Here is an 18,536-nt window from a genome sequence, read left to right on the forward strand (position 1 = left end):
GCGGTGGGGGGATGAGAGTAGCGCGATTTTGCGCCAGCGCAATCAGGCCGGTTCGGTGTTGCGGGAGCGATCGGACATCGCCGTTGAAAGGACGTTACCAAGAGCGCTCTGCTTGTCGCGGCGGCGTTGCACCGAGGACGGAATGCGCATGGCTTCGCGGTACTTCGCGACCGTGCGGCGGGCAATATCAATGCCTGAAGCGCGCAAGCGTTCCACGATGGTATCATCAGACAGGATCGCGGACGGCTCCTCCGAATCGATCAGCTGCTTGATGTGGTGACGCACGGCTTCGGCGGAATGCGCCTCGCCGCCGTCGGCCGAGGCGATCGAGGCCGTAAAGAAATATTTCAATTCGAATGTGCCGCGATTCGTCGCCATGTATTTGTTGGCGGTGACGCGCGACACCGTGGATTCATGCATCTGGATGGCGTCGGCAACGGCCTTCAGATTGAGCGGCCGCAGATGCGCGACACCATGGGTGAAGAAGCCGTCCTGCTGGCGCACGATCTCGGTCGCAACTTTCAGGATGGTGCGGGCGCGCTGGTCGAGCGCGCGCACCAGCCAGGTCGCGTTCTGCAGCGCGTCCGAGAAATACGATTTGTCGCCGTCCTTGCCGATCTTCTTCGACAGCTCGGAATAGTAGGTCTGGTTGACCAGCACGCGCGGCAAGGTGTCGCTGTTGAGCTCGACATGCCAGCCGCCGTCCGGACCCGGGCGAACGTAGACGTCGGGCACCATGGTCTGGAGCCGCGCCGAGCCGAACTTCATGCCGGGCTTGGGATTGAGGCGCCTGATCTCGCCGATCATGTCGGCGATATCCTCGTCGTCGACGCCGCAGAGCTTGCGGAGCGCGGCGATGTCGCGCTTGGCAAGCAGATCGAGATGCTCGACCAGCGCCTGCATCGCGGGATCGTAGCGGTCGAGCTCGCGGAGCTGGATCGCCAGGCATTCGCTCAAGCTGCGCGCGCAGACGCCGGGCGGATCGAATTTTTGCAGCACGGCAAGAACGTCCTCGACGTCCTTTTGCGTTGCGCCAAGCCGCTCGGCAGCCTGGCCGAGATCGGGCGGCAGATAGCCGGCCTCGTCGACGAGGTCGATCAGGTATTGCCCGATCATGCGCTGGGCCGCGCCGGTGAAGGCGACCGAGAGCTGCTCCGCGAGATGGTCGCTGAGGGTGGTTTCCGCCGCGACGAAGGCTTCGAGATTGTAGTCCTCGTCGCCGGAGGCGCCGCCGCCCCATTCGGTGTAGGTGGTCGGTGCCGCGTCCTGGGCGTTGCGCGCCGCCGCCTCGGCGGGCTCCTCCGAAAAGACGTTGTCCAGGCCCGTGTCCAGGGTCTGCTCGATCTCGGCGCGGGTGCCGAGATCCTTGCTCATCCATTCTTCCTGGCCGGGCTCGAAGGCGTTGCCGCTGCCGCCAAAGCCGTCATCGGCGCCATGACCGTCACCCTGGCTGCCTGAATCATCGCCATCGTGGTCGCTGAACTGGCCGGCCTCGGCCGGGGCCTCGCCGGCGGGGGCCTCGTCATTGGCCCGCTCCAGCAGGGGATTACGCTCGAGCTCCTCTTCCACGAAGGTCGTGAGATCGAGATTGGACAATTGCAGCAGCTTGATCGCCTGCATCAGCTGCGGCGTCATGACCAGCGACTGCGATTGCCGGAACTCTAATCTCTGCGTAAGCGCCATCTAACAAGAACCGTTCCCGAAAATTGGTCCGATTCTTGCTTATCTTAGTCCTAGCCCGATGTACACGCCTTGACGAAATGGAAAAAAGGGCTAGAGGCGGAATTCCTCGCCAAGGTAAAGACGGCGCACATCCGGATCGGCGACGATCTCGTCCGGGCTCCCCTCCGTCAGGATTTCACCGGCATAGACGATGTAGGCGCGGTCGGTGAGGCCGAGCGTCTCGCGCACATTGTGGTCGGTGATGAGCACGCCGATGCCGCGATTGGTGAGATGGCGGACGAGGTCCTGAATGTCGCCGACCGCGATCGGATCGATGCCGGCGAAGGGCTCGTCGAGCAGCATGTAGTTCGGACGCGTTGCGAGTGCGCGCGCGATCTCGACGCGGCGGCGCTCACCGCCCGACAGCGCGATCGAGGGCGATTTCCGCAGCCGCGTGATGTTGAATTCGTCGAGTAGGGAATCGAGCTGCTGCTCCCGCTTCTTGCGCGAGGGCTCGACCACTTCGAGCACGGCGCGGATGTTCTGCTCGACGGTGAGGCCGCGGAAGATCGAGGCTTCCTGCGGCAGATAGCCGATGCCGAGCCGGGCGCGCTGATACATCGGCAGCTTGGTGACGTCGTGGCCGTCGAGCTCGATGGCGCCGCGATCGGCCTTGATCAGGCCGGTGATCATGTAGAACACGGTGGTCTTGCCGGCGCCGTTCGGACCGAGCAGACCGACGGCTTCGCCGCGGCGCACATAGATGCTGACGCCGCGCACGACCTGGCGGCTGCCGAAACTCTTTTCCACGCTATGCACAGCCAGGAAGCCCGGCCGACGCAACAGCTGCGGCGCGCCCGTGCCGTTGGACTTTACGGCAGGCTTCGCGACGGGTCTGGCTTTGGGCGGTTGAGCAGCCGGCTGACGCGCCCGCGGCGGCGCCTCGACGCCATAGGGGTCCGGGGCCTGCATCGGCTGGTCACGGGCAATCGGCGGTGCGTCCCGCACCGGGCTCGCCACCAGCCCGCCGACGCTGTCACCGAGCGCGGTGATGTCCTGACGGGCAAATCCTGGCCGGCCGCGCTTGGCGGGGCGCCGACGGAACATGCTGAACAGATCGACCATCCCCGCCTTCTAGCCTTCCACGGATCCAGCGCGGTCATCGCGCGGTCTGCCACGCCGGCTTCTTGCTTCGCCGACGCAGCATGAATGTAGGGATGTCTCATGCCCAGTGAAACACGCCCGAAAAGCGGCGGACGCCGCTTCGAAAGCCCTGCCGCTAGATACAGTCTCGCCGGGCAAGCTTCAACCTCGGATCGGCCGCATCTGAGCCAAGTCGTTGAAGTTACTCTCGGAATTTACTTTTGTTTACCTGAACCGGGCAATTGCATTGGCGCGCCCGCGCCAGGCGCGACGGGCGTTCCGCATTTGCCGTTCGCGCCGCCCTGGGTCTGGATGAACAGACCCTGGACCTTGCCGCTGTCGGATTCCACCCGGGAGACACCGGTGGTCATGTCGACCATCAGGCGGTCGCCGCGCAGCACGTTCTGGCACTGCGTCAGCACCACGCCGCCGAGCATGGTGATGAGATTGGTCTTGGTGTCGAACACCGCGGTCTCGCCGGTCACCACCTGGTCCTTCTGGGTGACGACGACATTGCCGCGCGCTTCCAGCCGCTTGATCGAGGAGGCGCCGCCAGGCCCCGGTGTCGCCGATTGCATCGGCGCCCCCGCTCCCGCCCCCGTTCCCGTCCCCGCTCCTGTCCCCTTGGCCGCCGCCTTGGCCCCCTTGGCCGGCTCAGCCGGCGGCGCGGCCTGCTTGTCGCCTGAGGATTCGTAGAACACCACCAGCGTCTTCGAGGTCATGGTGGTGTCGCCCTGCACGACCTTCACATTGCCGGAGAAGGTCGCTTCCTTCTTCTTGTCGCGCATCTCGAGCGAGGCGGCCTCGATCTGGATCGGCTGGTCGCGGTTCTGCGAAAAGCCCTGCATCGCGTTGGGCACGCCTTGCATCGTGCTCTGCGCGACGGCGGCGCCAGTCGCGATCAGCGCCGCGCCGCCGAGCATCAGCGCTGCGACGATGGCGCGACGCTTGCTGTCGTTGCGCGGAAAAAATTGAGCCATGAAAATCACTTTGAGTTCGCAGATTTGTTCTTGGACTTCGCAGGCGCAGGCACAGGCGCAGGCGCGGGCTGCTCGACCGGCGCGGGCGCAGCGTCATCCGTGCTGATCTTGTCCAGATGCATCACGACATTGCCTTCGAAGCGGATGACGTCGCCGCCCTCGGTGATGCGCAAGCGATCGGCAGTGAGCGTGCCGTTGGTCAGCTTGACGTCGACATGATCGTCCGAGGAGACCGTGCCCTTGTTCATGTCGACGAAAGCGGAATTGAGCCGCGCCTCATAGCCGGTCGAGGTGCGCAGGAAGATGTCCTTGTGCAGGTCGAGCTGCTGCTGCTTGTTGTCGAAGCGGCCGGTGCGGGCGTCGAGCAGCAGCGTCGACTGGTCTTCCATCAGCACCTTCGCCTTGAGGTCATTGAGGTCGACATGGTCGGGATCGGTGATGTCCTGCGTCGCGGTCTTGGCCCAGAGCTCGTAGGGCCGCTGATCCGGCGTGAAGCCGGACAGATGCGGCGATTCCATCGTGATCTTGGTGCCCGTCACCACCAAGTTTCCGGAATCGACCTTCACGGGGATCATGGTGAAGGGGTTGAGGAAGGTGGAGACCGCGACGATCGAGGCCATGGAGAGAACCACGGTCACCGGCACGGCGATGCGCAGAATCCTCACCAGGCGGCTGTGGCGCGCCGCGCTGGCAAACTTCGCCGCAAGCGCGGCGTCGTAGGTGGGAAACTGGGCCGAGTTCACCGCTGCTCCAGAGAGTCGCTCGCCTTCCGGTCCGAGAGGCGCGCCATTGTACCCGGCATCGCCACGATATGCAGCCTGCGACAGGCCGGACGAAAGTGTCCGAAACGGGGCGGCAGCCTGAACCTAACCGCCTCCAGCGGGCTCAGGAATGCGCGAAAATGTCCTCTTCCTCCCAGCCCTGGAGGTCGAGCAGGGCGCGGGTCGGCAGGAAGTCGAAACAGGCCTTGGCGAGCGCGGTGCGGCCCTCCCGGACCAGCATGGCATCCAGCCGCTCGCGCAGGGCGTGCAGGTGCAGCACGTCGGAGGCGGCGTAGGCGAGCTGCGGCTCGGTCAGGCTGTCGGAACCCCAGTCGCTGGATTGCTGCTGCTTGGAGAGGTCGACATTGAGCACCTCGCGGACGAGGTCCTTGAGGCCATGGCGGTCGGTATAGGTGCGGGTCAGGCGGGAGGCGATCTTGGTGCAGTAGATCGGCCCGGTCATCACGCCGAAGCTCTGGTACAGCACCGCGACGTCGAACCGCGCAAAATGGAAGATCTTCGTGATGGCGGGATTGGCCAGCAGCGCCTTCAGGTTCGGCGCATCGGTGTGGCCCTTGGGGATCTGCACCACGTCGGCGCTGCCGTCGCCGGGCGAGAGCTGGACCACGCAGAGACGGTCGCGGTGGGGGTTCAACCCCATCGTCTCGGTGTCGATCGCCACCGCGCCGGTGTAGCGGGAGAGATCAGGCAGGTCGCCGCGATGCAGGCGTACGGTCATGGCGTTTCAAACCCTTTGGTCGAATCGGTCGCGTCGATATCGTCAGCAAATTGGATAGCCCGCGATGTATCCACTGCCGGAGGCCTGCGCAAGCGCGGAGAGGGCCCGCTCAGATCGCCGCCAGCATGATGCAGACCATCGCCGCCACCGTGGTGCGGCTGGCGCCGTCCCGGAAGGCGTAGATGATGGGGTCGTCGGGCATCTCGCGGCGATGCGCGATCATCAGGGCGCGGCCGAACCAGTAGAGCAGCAGGGGCGCGAGCAGCCAGAGCATCCAGGGACGGCTGTAGAGCGGCGTCACCGCGGAGGACGAGACGTAGAGCGCGAACACGGTGACGGCATTCATGGCGCTCGCCGCGGCCATGGCGGCGATGATTTGCAGATCGGTGATGCGGTAGTCGCGGTTGGACGGATCAGAGAGCCCTGCGCCCTCGCGCATGCTGAGTTCGCTGAAACGCTTGATCAGCGCGAGCGAGGTGAACACGAACAGCGAGAACACCATCAACCATTCCGACAGCATGACGCCGGCCGCGACCGCGCCCGCGCCGATGCGCAAGGAGTAGAGGCCGGCAAGCGTAACGACGTCGACCAGCATCTTGCGCTTGAGCACGAGCGAATAGGCGATGGTGGTGGCGAGATAGGCGGCGAGCACGCCGAGGAAGGTGACGGAAATGCAGAGGCTGGCGGCGACGGCGAAAGCCCACAACACGGGGATGGCCGTGAGCGCGGAGGAGATCGGCAAGTCGCCCGCCGCGAGCGCGCGATGGCGCTTGGTCGGATGCTGGCGGTCGGCGGCGAGGTCGAGCAGATCGTTCATCAGATAGGCGCCCGACGCACAGGCCGAGAACGCCAGGAACGCCAGCAGCGTCGAGCCGAGCGTGGCCAGATTGAGCTGATGCGCGGTGATGACGGGCACGAACACCAGCGTGTTCTTGGCGTATTGATAGATCCGCAGTGCCTTGGCCCAGATCTTCAGGCTCGCGCGGCTGGGGCTTCGGTGCGCGATACGCTCGATCGACGCGCGATCGAACGGCAGATGATCGCCCGCGGCAAGATGGGCCGGCGTCACGACGCCGTCAAAGCCGAGATGCGCGGCGATGCCGGCGGCATGATCGGCGAAGCGGCCCGCGACCAGGAAAATCCGCTCGCCCCGCGCCCGCGCCACCAGCGCCTGGTTCAGCACGTCGGCATCATAGGGAAGGTGGGCGTAGTCGAGCTCGGCGCGTGCCAGAATATCCGTGAGTGCCGCCATGCCGGCGCGTCCGCCGGCGCCGAAGCGGGCCAGCATGCGCGCAGGCGCGGAGAACAGCGCCTCCATCAGCAGCTCCGAGCGCAGCAGCGCGCCCTCGAGATCGATGACGAGGGTCCGGGCAGGCGCGATCGTCGCCTGCGGCGCGGCCTCGCTCCGATCGTACTGCCTGACGGGCTGCTCCATCCGGAAACGCTCTGACTGACTGCAACACGACCGGCCCAGGGGTTGGGGAGGCCGGGAGCAGGAAAATGGACGGCCGCGAGCCTAGGGAGCATTCGCTAAGGGCGGCTTAATTCGGCTGTCGAAGGGGCCGGCGCCGGCCTGTTGCAAGGATCCCACAACCCGGCGCGCGCTTGATATACCAGCGGAACTTGGGCCCCGCGCCCGTGGAAATCGCCTCCAACCACCCTATGTGAGGCCAGCCCCTCAGCACACATCAGGTGTCATGACAGACCAGACGCTCGCCGCGCCGATCGACGATCAGCAGGAACGCCAGCGCGGCTTTACGCGCTACCAGTCACTCCTGGTGGCGCTGCTCGCCTTCGCCCAGTTCACCATCATCCTCGACTTCATCATCATGTCGCCGCTCGGCGCCATCCTGATGCCCTCGCTCAACATCACGACCTCGCAATTCGGCGTCGCGGTGTCGGCCTATGCGTTCAGCGCCGGATTTTCCGGCATTCTCGCCGCCGGCTTTGCCGACCGGTTCGACCGCAAGCGGCTGCTGCTGTTCTTCTATACCGGCTTCACGCTCGGCACCGCGCTCTGCGCCGTCGCACAGACCTACGAGGTGCTGCTGCTCGGCCGGATCGTGACCGGATTGTTCGGCGGCGTGATCGGTTCGATCGTGCTCGCCATCGTCACCGATCTGTTTTCCCTGCAGCTGCGCGGCCGCGTCATGGGATTCATCCAGACGGCGTTCGCCGCGAGCCAGGTGCTCGGCATTCCGGCCGGCCTGTTTCTCGCCAATCACTGGAACTGGCATGTCTGCTTCATTGCGATCGTCGGCCTGTCGATCCTCGCAATTGCCATCATCGCCTTCGCCATGGAGCCGGTCGATGCGCATCTGAAGCTGAAGCAGGACAGGAATCCGTTCCATCATCTGCTCGCGACCGTGTTCGAGCCGCGTTACACGCTGGCCTTCGCGGTGACGACATTGCTGGCGACCGGCGGCTACATGCTGATGCCGTTCTCCAGCGCGTTCACCGTGAACAATATCGGCATCGACATGGCGCATCTGCCGACGATCTATCTCGTCTCCGGCCTGTTCAGCATCATCACGGGACCGCTGGTCGGCAGGGCGAGCGATGCGTTCGGCAAGTACCCGACCTTCGTGTTCGGCTGCGCGATGACCGTCCTGATGGTGCTGATCTACACCCATCTCGGCCACGTCTCGCTCACGACGGCCATCGCCGTCAACGTACTGCTGTTCGTCGGCATCTTCTCGCGCATGATCCCGTCGCAGGCGCTGATCTCGGCGATCCCCGACCAGAGCCAGCGCGGCTCCTTCAGCGCGATCAGCGCATCGCTGCAGCAGCTCTCCGGCGGGCTCGGCTCGGTGCTTGCGGCCGCAATCATCTCGCAACAACCCGACGGCTCGCTGCTGCATTTCGAGCGGATCGGCTATGTCGTGGTCACGACCACGATCATCACGCTGATCGCGATGTATTTCGTGCAGAAGGGGGTGGCGGAGCGGGCGGGGAAGCGGGTGGTTTGAGGGGCGCCTCGCAGCGATTGAAGTTCTACGGGCGGCGCATCCAAATCAGGGGATCGCGGCTCGTGTGAAACACCGCAACGACATAGACAGCGTCTTCGGTTTCACGAAACACCAGAATGTAGGGGAAACGACGAAGCAAGGCGCGGCGCGCATGCTTGGAGGTCGACGGAAACTGCTTGGGATTCTCCGCGACCCGATTCAACGCTGCTCGCAGGGCGTCCCGAAACTGCGGAACAACGTGTGGAGCGTGGGTGTCGTACCAGCGGATGGCCTCGACGAGGTCGGCTCGCGCCGCCTGCGTAAAAAGGACCTTGGCCACTTATCGTGACCGGCGATCAAGCTCGGCTTCAATATCTTCCCAGGGAATCGCTTCGCGGCGGTCCGCATCAAATGTCGCGAGCCGTCGGTCGAGTTCGGCTTCCTGTGCCGGGGTCAGCAGCACTTCGGTTGTAGAGAGGCTGTCCCAGAGCTCGCCGATGAGGTCGAGCCGCTCCTTGGGCGTCAAGCGGCTAATGTCGAGCGTTGCCATCGTCCCGAATCCCTTCGGCCGTTTCGCCAACGAAATCACAATCCTTACGGACCCGTCGAGACCAATATCGTTGGTGCCGCGGCCGACAGAAAGGGGGCATTCGGCGATCCTTGGATCGATTTTCGAGCCTACACCGCAACATTGTTGCGTACCAGGCGCGGCGTCGCCGCGACCGTCTGCTCGCCTTGGATTGCGCCTAGAGGGGCATCCAAAGGAAAAAGATGGTGCCCAGGAAAGGACTCGAACCTTCACGGCCGTTAAGCCACTGGCACCTGAAGCCAGCGCGTCTACCAATTCCACCACCTGGGCATGCCGTTTGGGGCACGGAGGCGGTTACTACGGTTCGGTGACGCCGTTGTCAATTCATGGTTCGGGATGCGGATTGCGCATTGCAAACCGGCCCGATACAAGCCTGATAACACGCACTCTTCCCGCAGGATCTGACCCATGGCATCGAATCTGGAAACTCTCGTCACGGTTTTCGGCGGCTCGGGGTTTTTGGGCCGGAATGTCGTCCGCGCGCTGTGCCGGCGGGATTACCGGGTCCGGGTCGCTGTGCGGCGGCCGGAACTAGCCGGATACCTCCAGCCCTCGGGCAAGGTCGGCCAGGTCCACACCATCCAGGCCAATCTGCGCTATCCGGCGTCGGTCGAGGCGGCGGTGCGTGATTCGCACATCGTCATCAATCTGGTCGGCATCCTCACCGAGGGCGGCGCCCAGACCTTCGACGCGGTCCAGGCCAAGGGCGCCGAAACCGTCGCCAAGGCGGCAGCCGCCGCCGGCGCCAGCCTGATCCATGTCTCGGCGATCGGCGCCGACGCCGAATCAGCCTCGCGCTATGCCAAGGCCAAGGCAGCCGGCGAAGCCGCGGTCCTGGCCGCGGTGCCGTCGGCCACGATCTTCCGCCCCTCCGTGATGTTCGGCCCCGAGGACCAGTTCACCAACCGCTTCGCCTCGCTGGCGCGGCTGTCGCCGGTGCTGCCGCTGATCGGCGGCGAAACCAGGATGCAGCCGGTCTATGTCGGCGACGTCGCCACCGCGATCGCGGATGCCGTCGACGGCAAGGCCAAGGCGGGCGCGACCTACGAGCTCGGCGGGCCGGAAGTGCTGAGCATGCGCGAGATTATCGAGACCATCGTCGGCATTGCCGATCGCAAGCCGATGCTGGTGCCGCTGTCCTTCGGGCTCGCCCGCTTCCAGGCCAATTTCCTGCAATTCGCGCCGGGCGCGATGAAGCTGACGCCGGACCAGGTGACGCTGCTCGAGCGCGACAATGTCGTGTCGGATGCGGCGAAGGCCGCCGGGCTGACGCTGGAAGGCCTCGGCATCACGGCCGATTCGCTGGAAGCGATCGCCCCGCAATATCTGTGGCGTTTCCGCCCGCAGGGCCAGTTCCAGCGCAAGAACGCGTGAGGGCTCGCTAGTCGCCGCAGCGGCGGTGCGCTCCCTCGCCCCGTTCTTACGGGGAGAGATAAAGCAGAGCGCGTCACACGACGTTCAAAACTTCAGCTTCTTGAAAACCGCCTCGGGCAGCGTCTTGATGATCACCATCACGAGACGCCATTTGCCGCTGACATAGACGACGTCGGTCTTCTTCTCGACGGCGTTGAGGATCGCATCGCCAACCACCGGCGCGTCGACGGTGAGCGGGCCGATCAGCTTCATGCCTTCGGTCATCTTGGTGCGGACGAAACCGGGTTTCACGGTGACGACGTGGACACCGCCGCGGCTGGCGCGGGCGCGCAGGCCGGACAGGAAGGCGGAGAAGCCGGCTTTGGCCGAGCCGTAGACATAGTTCGAGGCGCGGCCGCGATCGCCGGCGACCGACGACACGCCGACGATCGTGCCATTGCCGCGGCCTAAAAACTTCTCGGCGAACAGGCCGAGGATCAGCGACGGGCCCTCGTAGTTCGAGCGCATGATGGTGGTGGCGTGCGCGAGATCGCTCTCGGCGTTTGGCTGCACGCCGAGCAGGCCGATGATCGAGACGACGACATCGGGCAACGCCGGAAGGCCTGCGACAAAGCCGTCGAACGAGGCGGTGTCGAGCACGTCGAAGACCAGCGTGCTCGCTTCGATATTGTAGCGCGCGCGCAGATCGGCGGCATCAGGCTCGAGCGCGGCGGCATCGCGGCCTGCGAGGCCGACATCGTAGCCCGCCTTGGCAAAGGCGCGTGCCGCGGCGCGGCCGATATCGGAGGAGCCACCGAGCACCAGAACGGTTTTGCGTGACGTCACGGGTTAAACCTCATCGAACAGGCGTTGTGAAAGTTTCGAGCGGATGTTTTGGGCGGGATCGAGCGATCTGCGGATCGCGTTGAAGCGCGCCAGCGCGGGGTAACCGGCCTCGAACGTCGCACGCGACTGGCGCGCATCCTTGGCGAGATAAAGCCGTCCACCGGACGCGACGACGAGGCGGTCGATCTCGTCGAGGAAATTCAGGATGTCGCTCTTCACCGGGAAATCCAGCGCCAGCGTGTAGCCGGGCAGCGGAAACGACAACAGGCCGTCGCCATGGCCGAGTTTCTTCAGCACCGCCAGGAACGAGGCATCGCCGCGCTTCGCAACACGATCGAGGATATCGCCGAGCACGGCGCGTGCACTGGCTTGCGGAATCACGCATTGATGCTGGAGGAAGCCGCGCCGCCCATAGATGCGATTCCAATCGGCAATGCTGTCGAGCGGAAAGAAATACGGATAGAGCGAGACCACGTGGTCGCCGCCGGCGCGCCTTGCGCCCATGCGGTAATAGAGCTCGTTGAAGGCGCGGATGCTGATGCGATTGAGCGTCATCGACGGCAGATCGATCGGCACCGCGAGCCCGGGATTTTTGCCCACGGGAAAGCGATCGGCGCCCTCGGCAAGCTCGCTGGCCGCTGCGTGCTCGCCGAGATAGATCAGCGAACGGCCGAGATCGTTGCCGCGCGCCACGCAATCGATCCACGCCACCGAATAGGTCGCGGAGTCACCGGCCTCGAGCGCGCGCATCGCGGCATCGAGATCGGACGCCGAAATCACGCGCTCGCGGATCCAGCCGGTCTCGACCGGGCGCAGTCGCATCGTGGCTTCGAGGATGATTCCGGTGAGGCCCATGCCGCCGACGGTCGCGAAGAAGGCATCCGAATTCTGCTCGCGCGAGATCTCGATGGTCTCGCCCGCGCCCGTGCGGAGCAGGATGCTGTCGACATAGCGGCCGAAACCGCCCTCGCCATGATGGTTCTTGCCGTGCACGTCGGCAGCGATGGCGCCGCCGACCGAGACGAACCGCGTGCCCGGCACCACGAACGGCAGGAAGCCGCGCGGGCCAAAGGTATCGATCAGGTCGGACAGCAGCACACCGGCTTCCAGGCGGATGCGGCCAGTTGCCGGATCGAACGACCTGACCCGGTCGAACCCGGTCATCCCGATCGTCCTGACGGCACCGATCGCGGCATCGCCATAGGCGCGGCCGTTGCCGCGTGCCACGGAACCGGTCACCACGGCTTCGCCCACGGCCTCGAACGACCGCGGCCGCAGCACTTCGCTATCGACGACCGGGAAGCGCCCCCAGCCGCTGACGAGGGTCATCGTTCAGCTCCGCCCGCGGGCCATCCCGCTCCGGAAACTGCCTACCGGTCAAAAGCTGATATTGGGTTGAGACTCGTCAACAAAGGTTAATGGCCGAGCGCCAGTGCGATCAGGCCGAGCGTGCCTACGATGACGCGCCACCAGGCGAACACCGTGAAACCATGCCGGGTGACGTAGCCGAGGAACGCCTTCACCACGATGATCGCGGTGATGAACGACACCGCGAAGCCGATCGCGACGATGCCCATGTGGTCCATCGTCATCTCGGAGCGGTTCTTGTAGAAATCGTAGGCGAACGCGCCGATCATGGTGGGGATGGCGAGGAAGAACGAGAACTCCGCCGCCGCGCGCTTGTCGGCCCCCAGGAACATCGCGGCGACGATGCTGGCGCCGGAGCGCGACACGCCCGGGATCATCGCGATGCACTGGGCGATGCCGATATAGAGATACATCAGCAGCGGAAATTTGGTGGCATCATGCTCGCGCGCCTTGAGCTCGAGCCGATCGACCCACAACAGGATGGCGCCGCCGACGATCAGCGAGAAGCACACGACCCAGGGATTGAACAGCAGGCTCTTGATGTATTTGCCGGCGACAAGGCCGACGATCACAGCAGGCAGGAACGCCACCAGCACGCCGATCACGAAGCGGCGCGCATAGGCATCGCCCGTAAACATACCGATCGCGACGTCCCACAATTTCTTGAAATACAGCACGACGATCGCGAGGATCGCGCCGAGCTGGATCAGGACGGTAAACGAATCCCAGAAGGCGCCCTCGCCGAGGCCGAAGAAGCGTTCCGCAAGCAGCAGGTGGCCGGTCGAGGACACGGGAAGGAACTCGGTCACACCCTCGATGATGCCGAGGATCACTGCCCGTATTGTATCTGACATATTTACGGTCCATTTCCGCTGGAAAAGCGGGGTTCTTCTCGCCTATTCGTCCCTCGCTCGCAATCGCAAAATGCGCTAACGCGCCCTTGCCTCGCGGTTTTGAAGGACTAGTGTGGCGCCGCACAAACATTGATGGATTCTTAAGCACCATCAAATAGTCAAAGGCTTCATGTTTACGCTGTTTCATCATCCGTTCTGTCCGCATTCGCGTTTCATCCGCCTGATCGCGGGCGAATACGGGCTCGAACTGAAGCTGACCGAGGAGCGCAGCTGGGAACGGCGCGAGGCATTTCTGCTGCTCAATGCGGCCGGCACGACGCCGGTGCTGGTGGACGACGAACAGCCGCCGATCCCCGGCGCGGCCATTATTGCCGAGTATCTCGATGAGGCCTATGGCGCCGAGATGGGCCCCAAGCGCCTGATGCCGGAGACGATCGCCGAGCGCGTCGAGGTGCGCCGGCTGATGGCCTGGTTCAACGAAAAATTCTTCGAGGAAGTCTCCCATCCGCTCGTCACCGAGCGCATCTACAAGCGCTTCATGAGCGAGGAGAATGGCGGCGGGCCGCCCTCGCCCGACGTGATGCGCGCCGCCAAGGCCAACGTGCGCTATCATCTCGCCTATATCGGCTGGCTGGCGCAGACGCGTAACTTCCTCGCCGGCGACCGGCTCAGCTACGCGGATCTCGCCGCCGCGGCGCATCTCTCGGCGATCGACTATCTGGGCGACGTGCCATGGAGCGAGGACGACGCAGCAAAGGCGTGGTACGCGCGGGTGAAATCCCGCCCGTCGTTCCGTCCGCTGCTGAGCGAATGGCTGGCGGGCGTGCCGGCGTCGCGGACCTACGTGGACCTGGATTTCTGAACTCCGATCCGACTGAACTGAAGGCGGCGCTGGCGCGCGAAGCGCGCGCGCTCGGCTTCGACTGCATCGGCATCACCGAGCCGGGCACGATCGAGAACGCCGGAAAACATTTCCTCGAATTCATCGCCTCCGGCGGCCATGGTGACATGGACTGGCTCGCGAGCCAGCCCGAGCGCCGGGTCGATCCGCGCGGGCTGTGGGCTGACGTGCGCAGCGTGATCATGCTCGGCGTCAATTACGGCCCCGACTCTGATCCGCTGAAAATCCTGGAGCAGCGCACGCGCGCCGCGATCTCGGTCTATGCGCAGGGCGACGACTATCACGACCTCATCAAGAAGCGGCTGAAGGCGCTGGCGCGCTGGCTGGTCGCGACCGCGCCGTCGGAGGTGAAGGTGTTCGTCGACACCGCGGCGGTGATGGAGAAGCCGCTGGCGCAAGCCGCCCATCTCGGCTGGCAGGGCAAGCACACCAATCTGGTCTCGCGCGAATTCGGCTCGTGGCTGTTTCTCGGCGCGATCTACACCACGCTCGACCTGCCGCGCGACGATGCCGAGATCGATCATTGCGGTTCGTGCCAGGCCTGCCTCGACATCTGCCCGACATCGGCGTTCCCCGCGCCCTACAAGCTCGATGCGCGGCGCTGCATCTCCTATCTCACCATCGAGAACAAGGGACCGATCCCGCACGAGTTTCGCAAGAACATCGGCAACCGCATCTACGGCTGCGATGACTGTCTCGCCGCGTGCCCCTGGAACAAGTTTGCGCAGGAGGGACGTGAAGCAAAACTCTCAGCACGCGACGAGCTGCGTGCACCCGGTCTTGCTGAACTTTCACGGCTCGACGACGCCGCGTTTCGCGCGCTGTTCACGAAGTCGCCGGTGAAGCGCATCGGCCGCGATCGCTTTTTGCGCAACGTGCTGATCGCGATCGGCAACTCCGGCGACGCGGCGCTGGCCGAAGAGGCGCGGCGGTTGCTCGATGATGCGAGCCCGCTGGTGCGTGGGGCTGCAGTGTGGGCGCTGAGGCAGTTGGTGGCGCGCGATGCGTTCGAAGTGCTTAGAACAAATGTCAGCGCTAACGAGCAAGACGAAAGCGTTCGTCAGGAGTGGCAAGCCGCTTCCTAATTTCCGGTGTCATGCCCCGGCTTGACCGGGGCATCCAGTACGCCGCGACGTATCGGCTCAATCACTGCTGCCTCTGGAATACTGGATCGCCCGATCAAGTCGGGCGATGACAGCGGTGTGTGAGGCGCGCCCTTGATTTCCCCGCGCATTCCCGCAAAGTCGCGCATCATGACAGCAAACATGCCTTTCTTCACCCGCGACGGCGATACATTCCATCCGACGGAAGTGGCCAATGGCCCCTGGGATCCGAAATCGCTGCACGGGCGCGTCATCATCGGCCTGCTCGGCTTTGCCATCGAGGAGCGCCATTCCGGGCCTGAATTCGTGCCGGCGCGGTTGACCGTCGATATGTACAAGTTGCCGACCATCGACAAGCCGATCGAGGTCAAGACGCGACTGGTGCGCGACGGCCTGCGCATCCGCGTGGTCGAGGCGGAATTCTTTTCCGGCGGCGTCAGCATGGCGCGGGCCTCGTGCCAGCTGTTGCGCAAAACGCAGAACCCCGACGGCAATGTCTGGTCGCCGCCGAACTGGGACGTGCCGAAGCCATCGGACATTCCAAAGCCGACCGATCCCAGGCTCGGCATGAACGGCAAATGGACGACGCGGCCGATCGTCGGTCACATGGGTTCGCTGGGTGCGCGCCGGCTCTGGATGAGCGAGGTGCGCGAGCTCGTTGCTGGCGTGCCGATGACGCCGTTCGTCCATGTCGCCACCGGCGCCGATTTCGCGAGCCCGTTCGCCAATGCCGGCGACAAGGGGCTCGGCTACATCAACAGCGACGTGACGATCTATCTGCATCGCCTGCCGGTGACGAACTGGATCGGCTTCGACGTGGTCAACCACCAGGCCACCGAAGGTGTCGCGATCGGCGAATGCTGGCTCTATGACGAACAGGGCCCGATCGGCACCGCGACGGTGGCCGCACTGGCGCAGCGCAAGCCGATGGCGAAGCCACCGCCGCCGTAGTTCGGAACAACAGACATCCGCGACTCGCTCCGCTGCGCTCCCTCCCCCGCAAGGGGGGAGGGAATGAGAGAGCGGTGCATCACGCCAGATGCCGCTTCATCTCGTCCCGCGCCTTCAGCTCTGCGCCCTGCTTGCCGACGATCTTGGCAATCCGCTCCGGCGCGAATTTCAGATCGACGAACGCCGGCGCGGTGTTCGCGACCTCGTGATAGCTGACGATCTTGCCGTCGCGCAGCGTCATGATCGCGACGCCTTCGAACATCGCACGCGCGCCGCCTGCTTCCGGCAGGGTTGATTTGTAGCTGAAGGTGTAGCGCGCATAGAGCGTGGTGCCGTTGCTGACGGGATCATGCATGTCCCAGCGGAAATCCATCGCCGTGCGATAGAAGAAATCATCGACCATCGCGGCGATCTTTTCGCGGCCCGCAAATGCGCCGTAGAACACGTCGTGATAGACGCCGTCCTCGGTGAACAGGTCTGCAAAGGCGCGACCGTTGCGTTGTTCGACCGCATCGCAGAAGGCGCGCAGCATGGCGGCGGTGGTCATGGGCGTTTCTCCCTTTCCATTCTCTGTCATGCCCCGGCTTGACCGGGGCATCCAGTACGCCGAGGCTTATCGGCTCTATCGCTGCTGCCTCTGGAGTACTGGATCGCCCGATCAAGTCGGGCGATGACACCGAGTGCTTGGCTGCACTTCACCCGATCTCCGCCACCGCGGCAAGAATGCGCGCGATGTCCTGCGGGCGCGACAGGCGGTGATCGCCGTCCTGGATCATGGTCAACACGACATCGTCGGCCGGCAGGCGATGCGTCAGCGCGAACGCATGCTGCCACGGCACGTCAGGATCCTGGGCGCCTTGCAGGATGCGGACGGGACAACCGAGATCGATCGCGCTGCCGAGCACGAGATGGTTGCGTCCCTCCTCGATCAGCTTGCGCGTGATCGGATAGGGCGTGCCGTCACCATATTCGGACGGCCGCAGCCAAAACCCCTTGGTCTCGATCTCCTTCTTCACCTCGGGCGAAAAATTCTTCCACATCAGCTCTTCCGTGAAGTCGGGCGCCGGCGCGATCAGCACCAGGCCGGCGAGCGAGGCCTTTCCCGAGCGCTTCCTGATCTCGCGCGCGAGCAGCAGCGCCATCCAGCCGCCCATGGAGGAACCGATCAGGATTTGCGGACCGGTGCAGAATCGCTCGAACACGGCGACGCTGTCCTCGAGCCAGCTTCCGATGGTTCCGTCGGCGAAATCGCCGCTGGATTCACCATGGCCGGAATAGTCGAACCGGACCGCGGCGCGGCCATGCTCGCCGGCCCAGCCGTCAAGCGCCACCGCCTTGCCGCCCTGCATGTCCGACTTGAAGCCGCCGAGCCAGACCACGCCGGGCCCTTGTCCGGCGCGGCGGCGCACCGCGATCCGGCGCGCCGAGGGCCCCTCGCCCACATCGATAAAATCAAGCACGGCATCTGGAATTGCTGGAGTCATGGAACGTTTACTCTGGCTGTGGGGTTTGAGCTGTCCGGGCGCATTCCGCGAAACAACCCTATATTGGTATTGTCCCTTTGGGACGCTTGCGGAACAGGTGCAAGGTGTCTATGTCGAGCACCGTGTCGATGGGCGTGACCAAAATGCCTCGCATTTGAGGGTTTTTCGCTCCCTGCAGGAGCGAGTTGCTTGCCCGCAAACGCATCTTCCTGCAAAATAGCCGCTTCCTTTCACAACTTTGGAGAACTACCCATTCGCCGTCCCAATAGAGCCCCGGCGCCTGCCGCCAAAGACGGGCCGCGCATCAATGATGATATTCGCAATGCGCAGATCCAGCTGATCGATCAGACCGGTGACAACAAAGGCACCGTCGAGACGATGCTTGCCATCAAGATGGCCCAGGAAGCCGGCATGGATCTGGTCGAGATTTCGCCAAATGTCAGCCCTCCCGTCTGCAAGATCATGGACTACGGGAAGTATAAGTATTCCGCCCAGAAGAAAGCCGCCGAAGCCCGCAAGCGTCAGAAGACCGTCGAGATCAAGGAGATCAAGCTCCGCCCGATGATCGACGATCACGATTATGACGTGAAGATGCGCGCGATGCTGCGGTTCTTCGAGGAGGGCGACAAGGTCAAGATCACCCTGCGCTATCGCGGCCGCGAAATGGCGCACCAGGAGATCGGCACCAAGCTGCTGGACAAGATCAAGACCGACGTCGCCGAGCTCGCCAAGGTCGAGCAGGACGCCCGGTTCGAGGGCCGTCAGGTCGTCATGGTCCTGGCGCCGCGCTGAGCGCAGCTCTTCAGGACTGAGAGTTCAACGGCCCGTCCGGATCCCCGGCGGGCCGTTTTGTT

At 64.4% G+C, this 18,536-nt stretch carries 20 protein-coding genes and 1 tRNA gene; 6 read left to right on the forward strand and 15 right to left on the reverse strand.

Annotated features, from left to right (window positions below; genetic code table 11):
• Window positions 1-42 precede the first annotated feature (42 nt).
• The 6 genes from rpoN to NLM32_RS00625 all read right to left on the reverse strand — a co-directional run bounded on the left by rpoN (window position 43) and on the right by NLM32_RS00625 (window position 6,720).
• Entirely contained in the window at window positions 43-1,683 is a 1,641-nt protein-coding gene (rpoN, locus tag NLM32_RS00600; RefSeq protein ID WP_254127291.1) for an RNA polymerase factor sigma-54, read from the reverse strand.
• Window positions 1,684-1,773: 90 nt separating this feature from the next.
• The gene (gene lptB, locus NLM32_RS00605; protein ID WP_254127293.1) at window positions 1,774-2,787 is read right to left on the reverse strand and encodes an LPS export ABC transporter ATP-binding protein; all 1,014 of its coding nucleotides are present in this window, start codon (window positions 2,785-2,787) and stop codon (window positions 1,774-1,776) included.
• 233 nt (window positions 2,788-3,020) lie between these two features.
• Window positions 3,021-3,785 (reverse strand): LptA/OstA family protein, encoded by a 765-nt coding sequence (locus NLM32_RS00610; RefSeq protein ID WP_254127295.1) that lies wholly within the window; start codon window positions 3,783-3,785, stop codon window positions 3,021-3,023.
• 5 nt (window positions 3,786-3,790) lie between these two features.
• Window positions 3,791-4,528, reverse strand: coding sequence for an LPS export ABC transporter periplasmic protein LptC (lptC, locus tag NLM32_RS00615; RefSeq protein WP_254127297.1), 738 nt, complete (start codon window positions 4,526-4,528; stop codon window positions 3,791-3,793).
• Between the two features lie 142 nt (window positions 4,529-4,670).
• A complete protein-coding gene (locus tag NLM32_RS00620; RefSeq protein ID WP_212328139.1) occupies window positions 4,671-5,285 on the reverse strand; it encodes a ribonuclease D in 615 nt (204 codons plus the stop codon).
• Between the two features lie 109 nt (window positions 5,286-5,394).
• Window positions 5,395-6,720, reverse strand: coding sequence for a UbiA family prenyltransferase (locus tag NLM32_RS00625; protein WP_254127299.1), 1,326 nt, complete (start codon window positions 6,718-6,720; stop codon window positions 5,395-5,397).
• Between the two features lie 262 nt (window positions 6,721-6,982).
• Between NLM32_RS00625 and NLM32_RS00630 the strand changes: the two genes are divergently transcribed.
• Entirely contained in the window at window positions 6,983-8,254 is a 1,272-nt protein-coding gene (locus NLM32_RS00630; RefSeq protein WP_254127301.1) for an MFS transporter, read from the forward strand.
• 25 nt (window positions 8,255-8,279) lie between these two features.
• Here NLM32_RS00630 and NLM32_RS00635 read toward each other — a convergent pair whose 3' ends face one another.
• The 3 genes from NLM32_RS00635 to NLM32_RS00645 form a co-directional block, all read right to left on the reverse strand.
• On the reverse strand, window positions 8,280-8,573 hold the full coding sequence (locus NLM32_RS00635; protein WP_254127303.1) for a type II toxin-antitoxin system RelE/ParE family toxin: 294 nt from the start codon (window positions 8,571-8,573) through the stop codon (window positions 8,280-8,282).
• A complete protein-coding gene (locus NLM32_RS00640; protein ID WP_254127305.1) occupies window positions 8,574-8,783 on the reverse strand; it encodes an addiction module protein in 210 nt (69 codons plus the stop codon).
• Window positions 8,784-9,005: 222 nt separating this feature from the next.
• Window positions 9,006-9,092, reverse strand: a tRNA-Leu gene (locus NLM32_RS00645).
• Between the two features lie 138 nt (window positions 9,093-9,230).
• Here NLM32_RS00645 and NLM32_RS00650 point away from each other — a divergent pair.
• Window positions 9,231-10,196 carry a complex I NDUFA9 subunit family protein gene (locus NLM32_RS00650; RefSeq protein WP_254127307.1) on the forward strand — a complete coding sequence of 322 codons (966 nt, stop codon included), beginning with the start codon at window positions 9,231-9,233 and terminating at the stop codon, window positions 10,194-10,196.
• An 84-nt stretch (window positions 10,197-10,280) separates the two neighbouring features.
• On the opposite strand, the gene NLM32_RS00655 is transcribed toward NLM32_RS00650, so the two are convergent.
• The 3 genes from NLM32_RS00655 to NLM32_RS00665 form a co-directional block, all read right to left on the reverse strand.
• Window positions 10,281-11,021, reverse strand: a complete 741-nt coding sequence (locus NLM32_RS00655) for an SDR family oxidoreductase (protein ID WP_254127309.1) — start codon at window positions 11,019-11,021, stop codon at window positions 10,281-10,283.
• A 3-nt stretch (window positions 11,022-11,024) separates the two neighbouring features.
• Window positions 11,025-12,350 (reverse strand): FAD-binding oxidoreductase, encoded by a 1,326-nt coding sequence (locus NLM32_RS00660; RefSeq protein ID WP_254127311.1) that lies wholly within the window; start codon window positions 12,348-12,350, stop codon window positions 11,025-11,027.
• An 86-nt stretch (window positions 12,351-12,436) separates the two neighbouring features.
• The gene (locus tag NLM32_RS00665) at window positions 12,437-13,243 is read right to left on the reverse strand and encodes an undecaprenyl-diphosphate phosphatase (RefSeq protein ID WP_254127312.1); all 807 of its coding nucleotides are present in this window, start codon (window positions 13,241-13,243) and stop codon (window positions 12,437-12,439) included.
• Window positions 13,244-13,412: 169 nt separating this feature from the next.
• On the opposite strand from NLM32_RS00665, the gene NLM32_RS00670 reads away from it, so the two are divergent.
• Both NLM32_RS00670 and queG read left to right on the forward strand, forming a co-directional pair.
• Window positions 13,413-14,105 (forward strand): glutathione S-transferase family protein, encoded by a 693-nt coding sequence (locus NLM32_RS00670; RefSeq protein ID WP_254127313.1) that lies wholly within the window; start codon window positions 13,413-13,415, stop codon window positions 14,103-14,105.
• Window positions 14,054-15,229 carry a tRNA epoxyqueuosine(34) reductase QueG gene (gene queG, locus NLM32_RS00675; protein WP_254127314.1) on the forward strand — a complete coding sequence of 392 codons (1,176 nt, stop codon included), beginning with the start codon at window positions 14,054-14,056 and terminating at the stop codon, window positions 15,227-15,229. Before NLM32_RS00670 ends, queG begins: the two co-directional genes overlap by 52 nt.
• Here the strand turns inward: queG and NLM32_RS00680 are convergent.
• Complete coding sequence (locus NLM32_RS00680; RefSeq protein WP_254127315.1) at window positions 15,226-15,411, reverse strand: hypothetical protein; 186 nt, start codon at window positions 15,409-15,411, stop codon at window positions 15,226-15,228. The genes queG and NLM32_RS00680 overlap by 4 nt on opposite strands.
• On the opposite strand from NLM32_RS00680, the gene NLM32_RS00685 reads away from it, so the two are divergent.
• Window positions 15,410-16,198 (forward strand): acyl-CoA thioesterase domain-containing protein, encoded by a 789-nt coding sequence (locus NLM32_RS00685; RefSeq protein ID WP_254127316.1) that lies wholly within the window; start codon window positions 15,410-15,412, stop codon window positions 16,196-16,198. The two genes, NLM32_RS00680 and NLM32_RS00685, sit on opposite strands and share 2 nt — an antisense overlap.
• Window positions 16,199-16,277: 79 nt before the next feature.
• Here NLM32_RS00685 and NLM32_RS00690 read toward each other — a convergent pair whose 3' ends face one another.
• Together NLM32_RS00690 and NLM32_RS00695 are read right to left on the reverse strand one after the other, a co-directional pair.
• Window positions 16,278-16,745 (reverse strand): nuclear transport factor 2 family protein, encoded by a 468-nt coding sequence (locus NLM32_RS00690; RefSeq protein WP_254127317.1) that lies wholly within the window; start codon window positions 16,743-16,745, stop codon window positions 16,278-16,280.
• Between the two features lie 148 nt (window positions 16,746-16,893).
• On the reverse strand, window positions 16,894-17,682 hold the full coding sequence (locus NLM32_RS00695) for a carboxylesterase (protein WP_254127318.1): 789 nt from the start codon (window positions 17,680-17,682) through the stop codon (window positions 16,894-16,896).
• 252 nt (window positions 17,683-17,934) lie between these two features.
• Here NLM32_RS00695 and infC point away from each other — a divergent pair, with 252 nt between their 5' ends.
• Window positions 17,935-18,474, forward strand: a complete 540-nt coding sequence (gene infC / locus NLM32_RS00700; RefSeq protein WP_148778009.1) for a translation initiation factor IF-3 — start codon at window positions 17,935-17,937, stop codon at window positions 18,472-18,474.
• The last annotated feature ends 62 nt before the right edge of the window (window positions 18,475-18,536 follow it).

Source organism: Bradyrhizobium sp. CCGUVB14, assembly GCF_024199935.1.
Classification (GTDB): Bacteria; Pseudomonadota; Alphaproteobacteria; order Rhizobiales; family Xanthobacteraceae; genus Bradyrhizobium.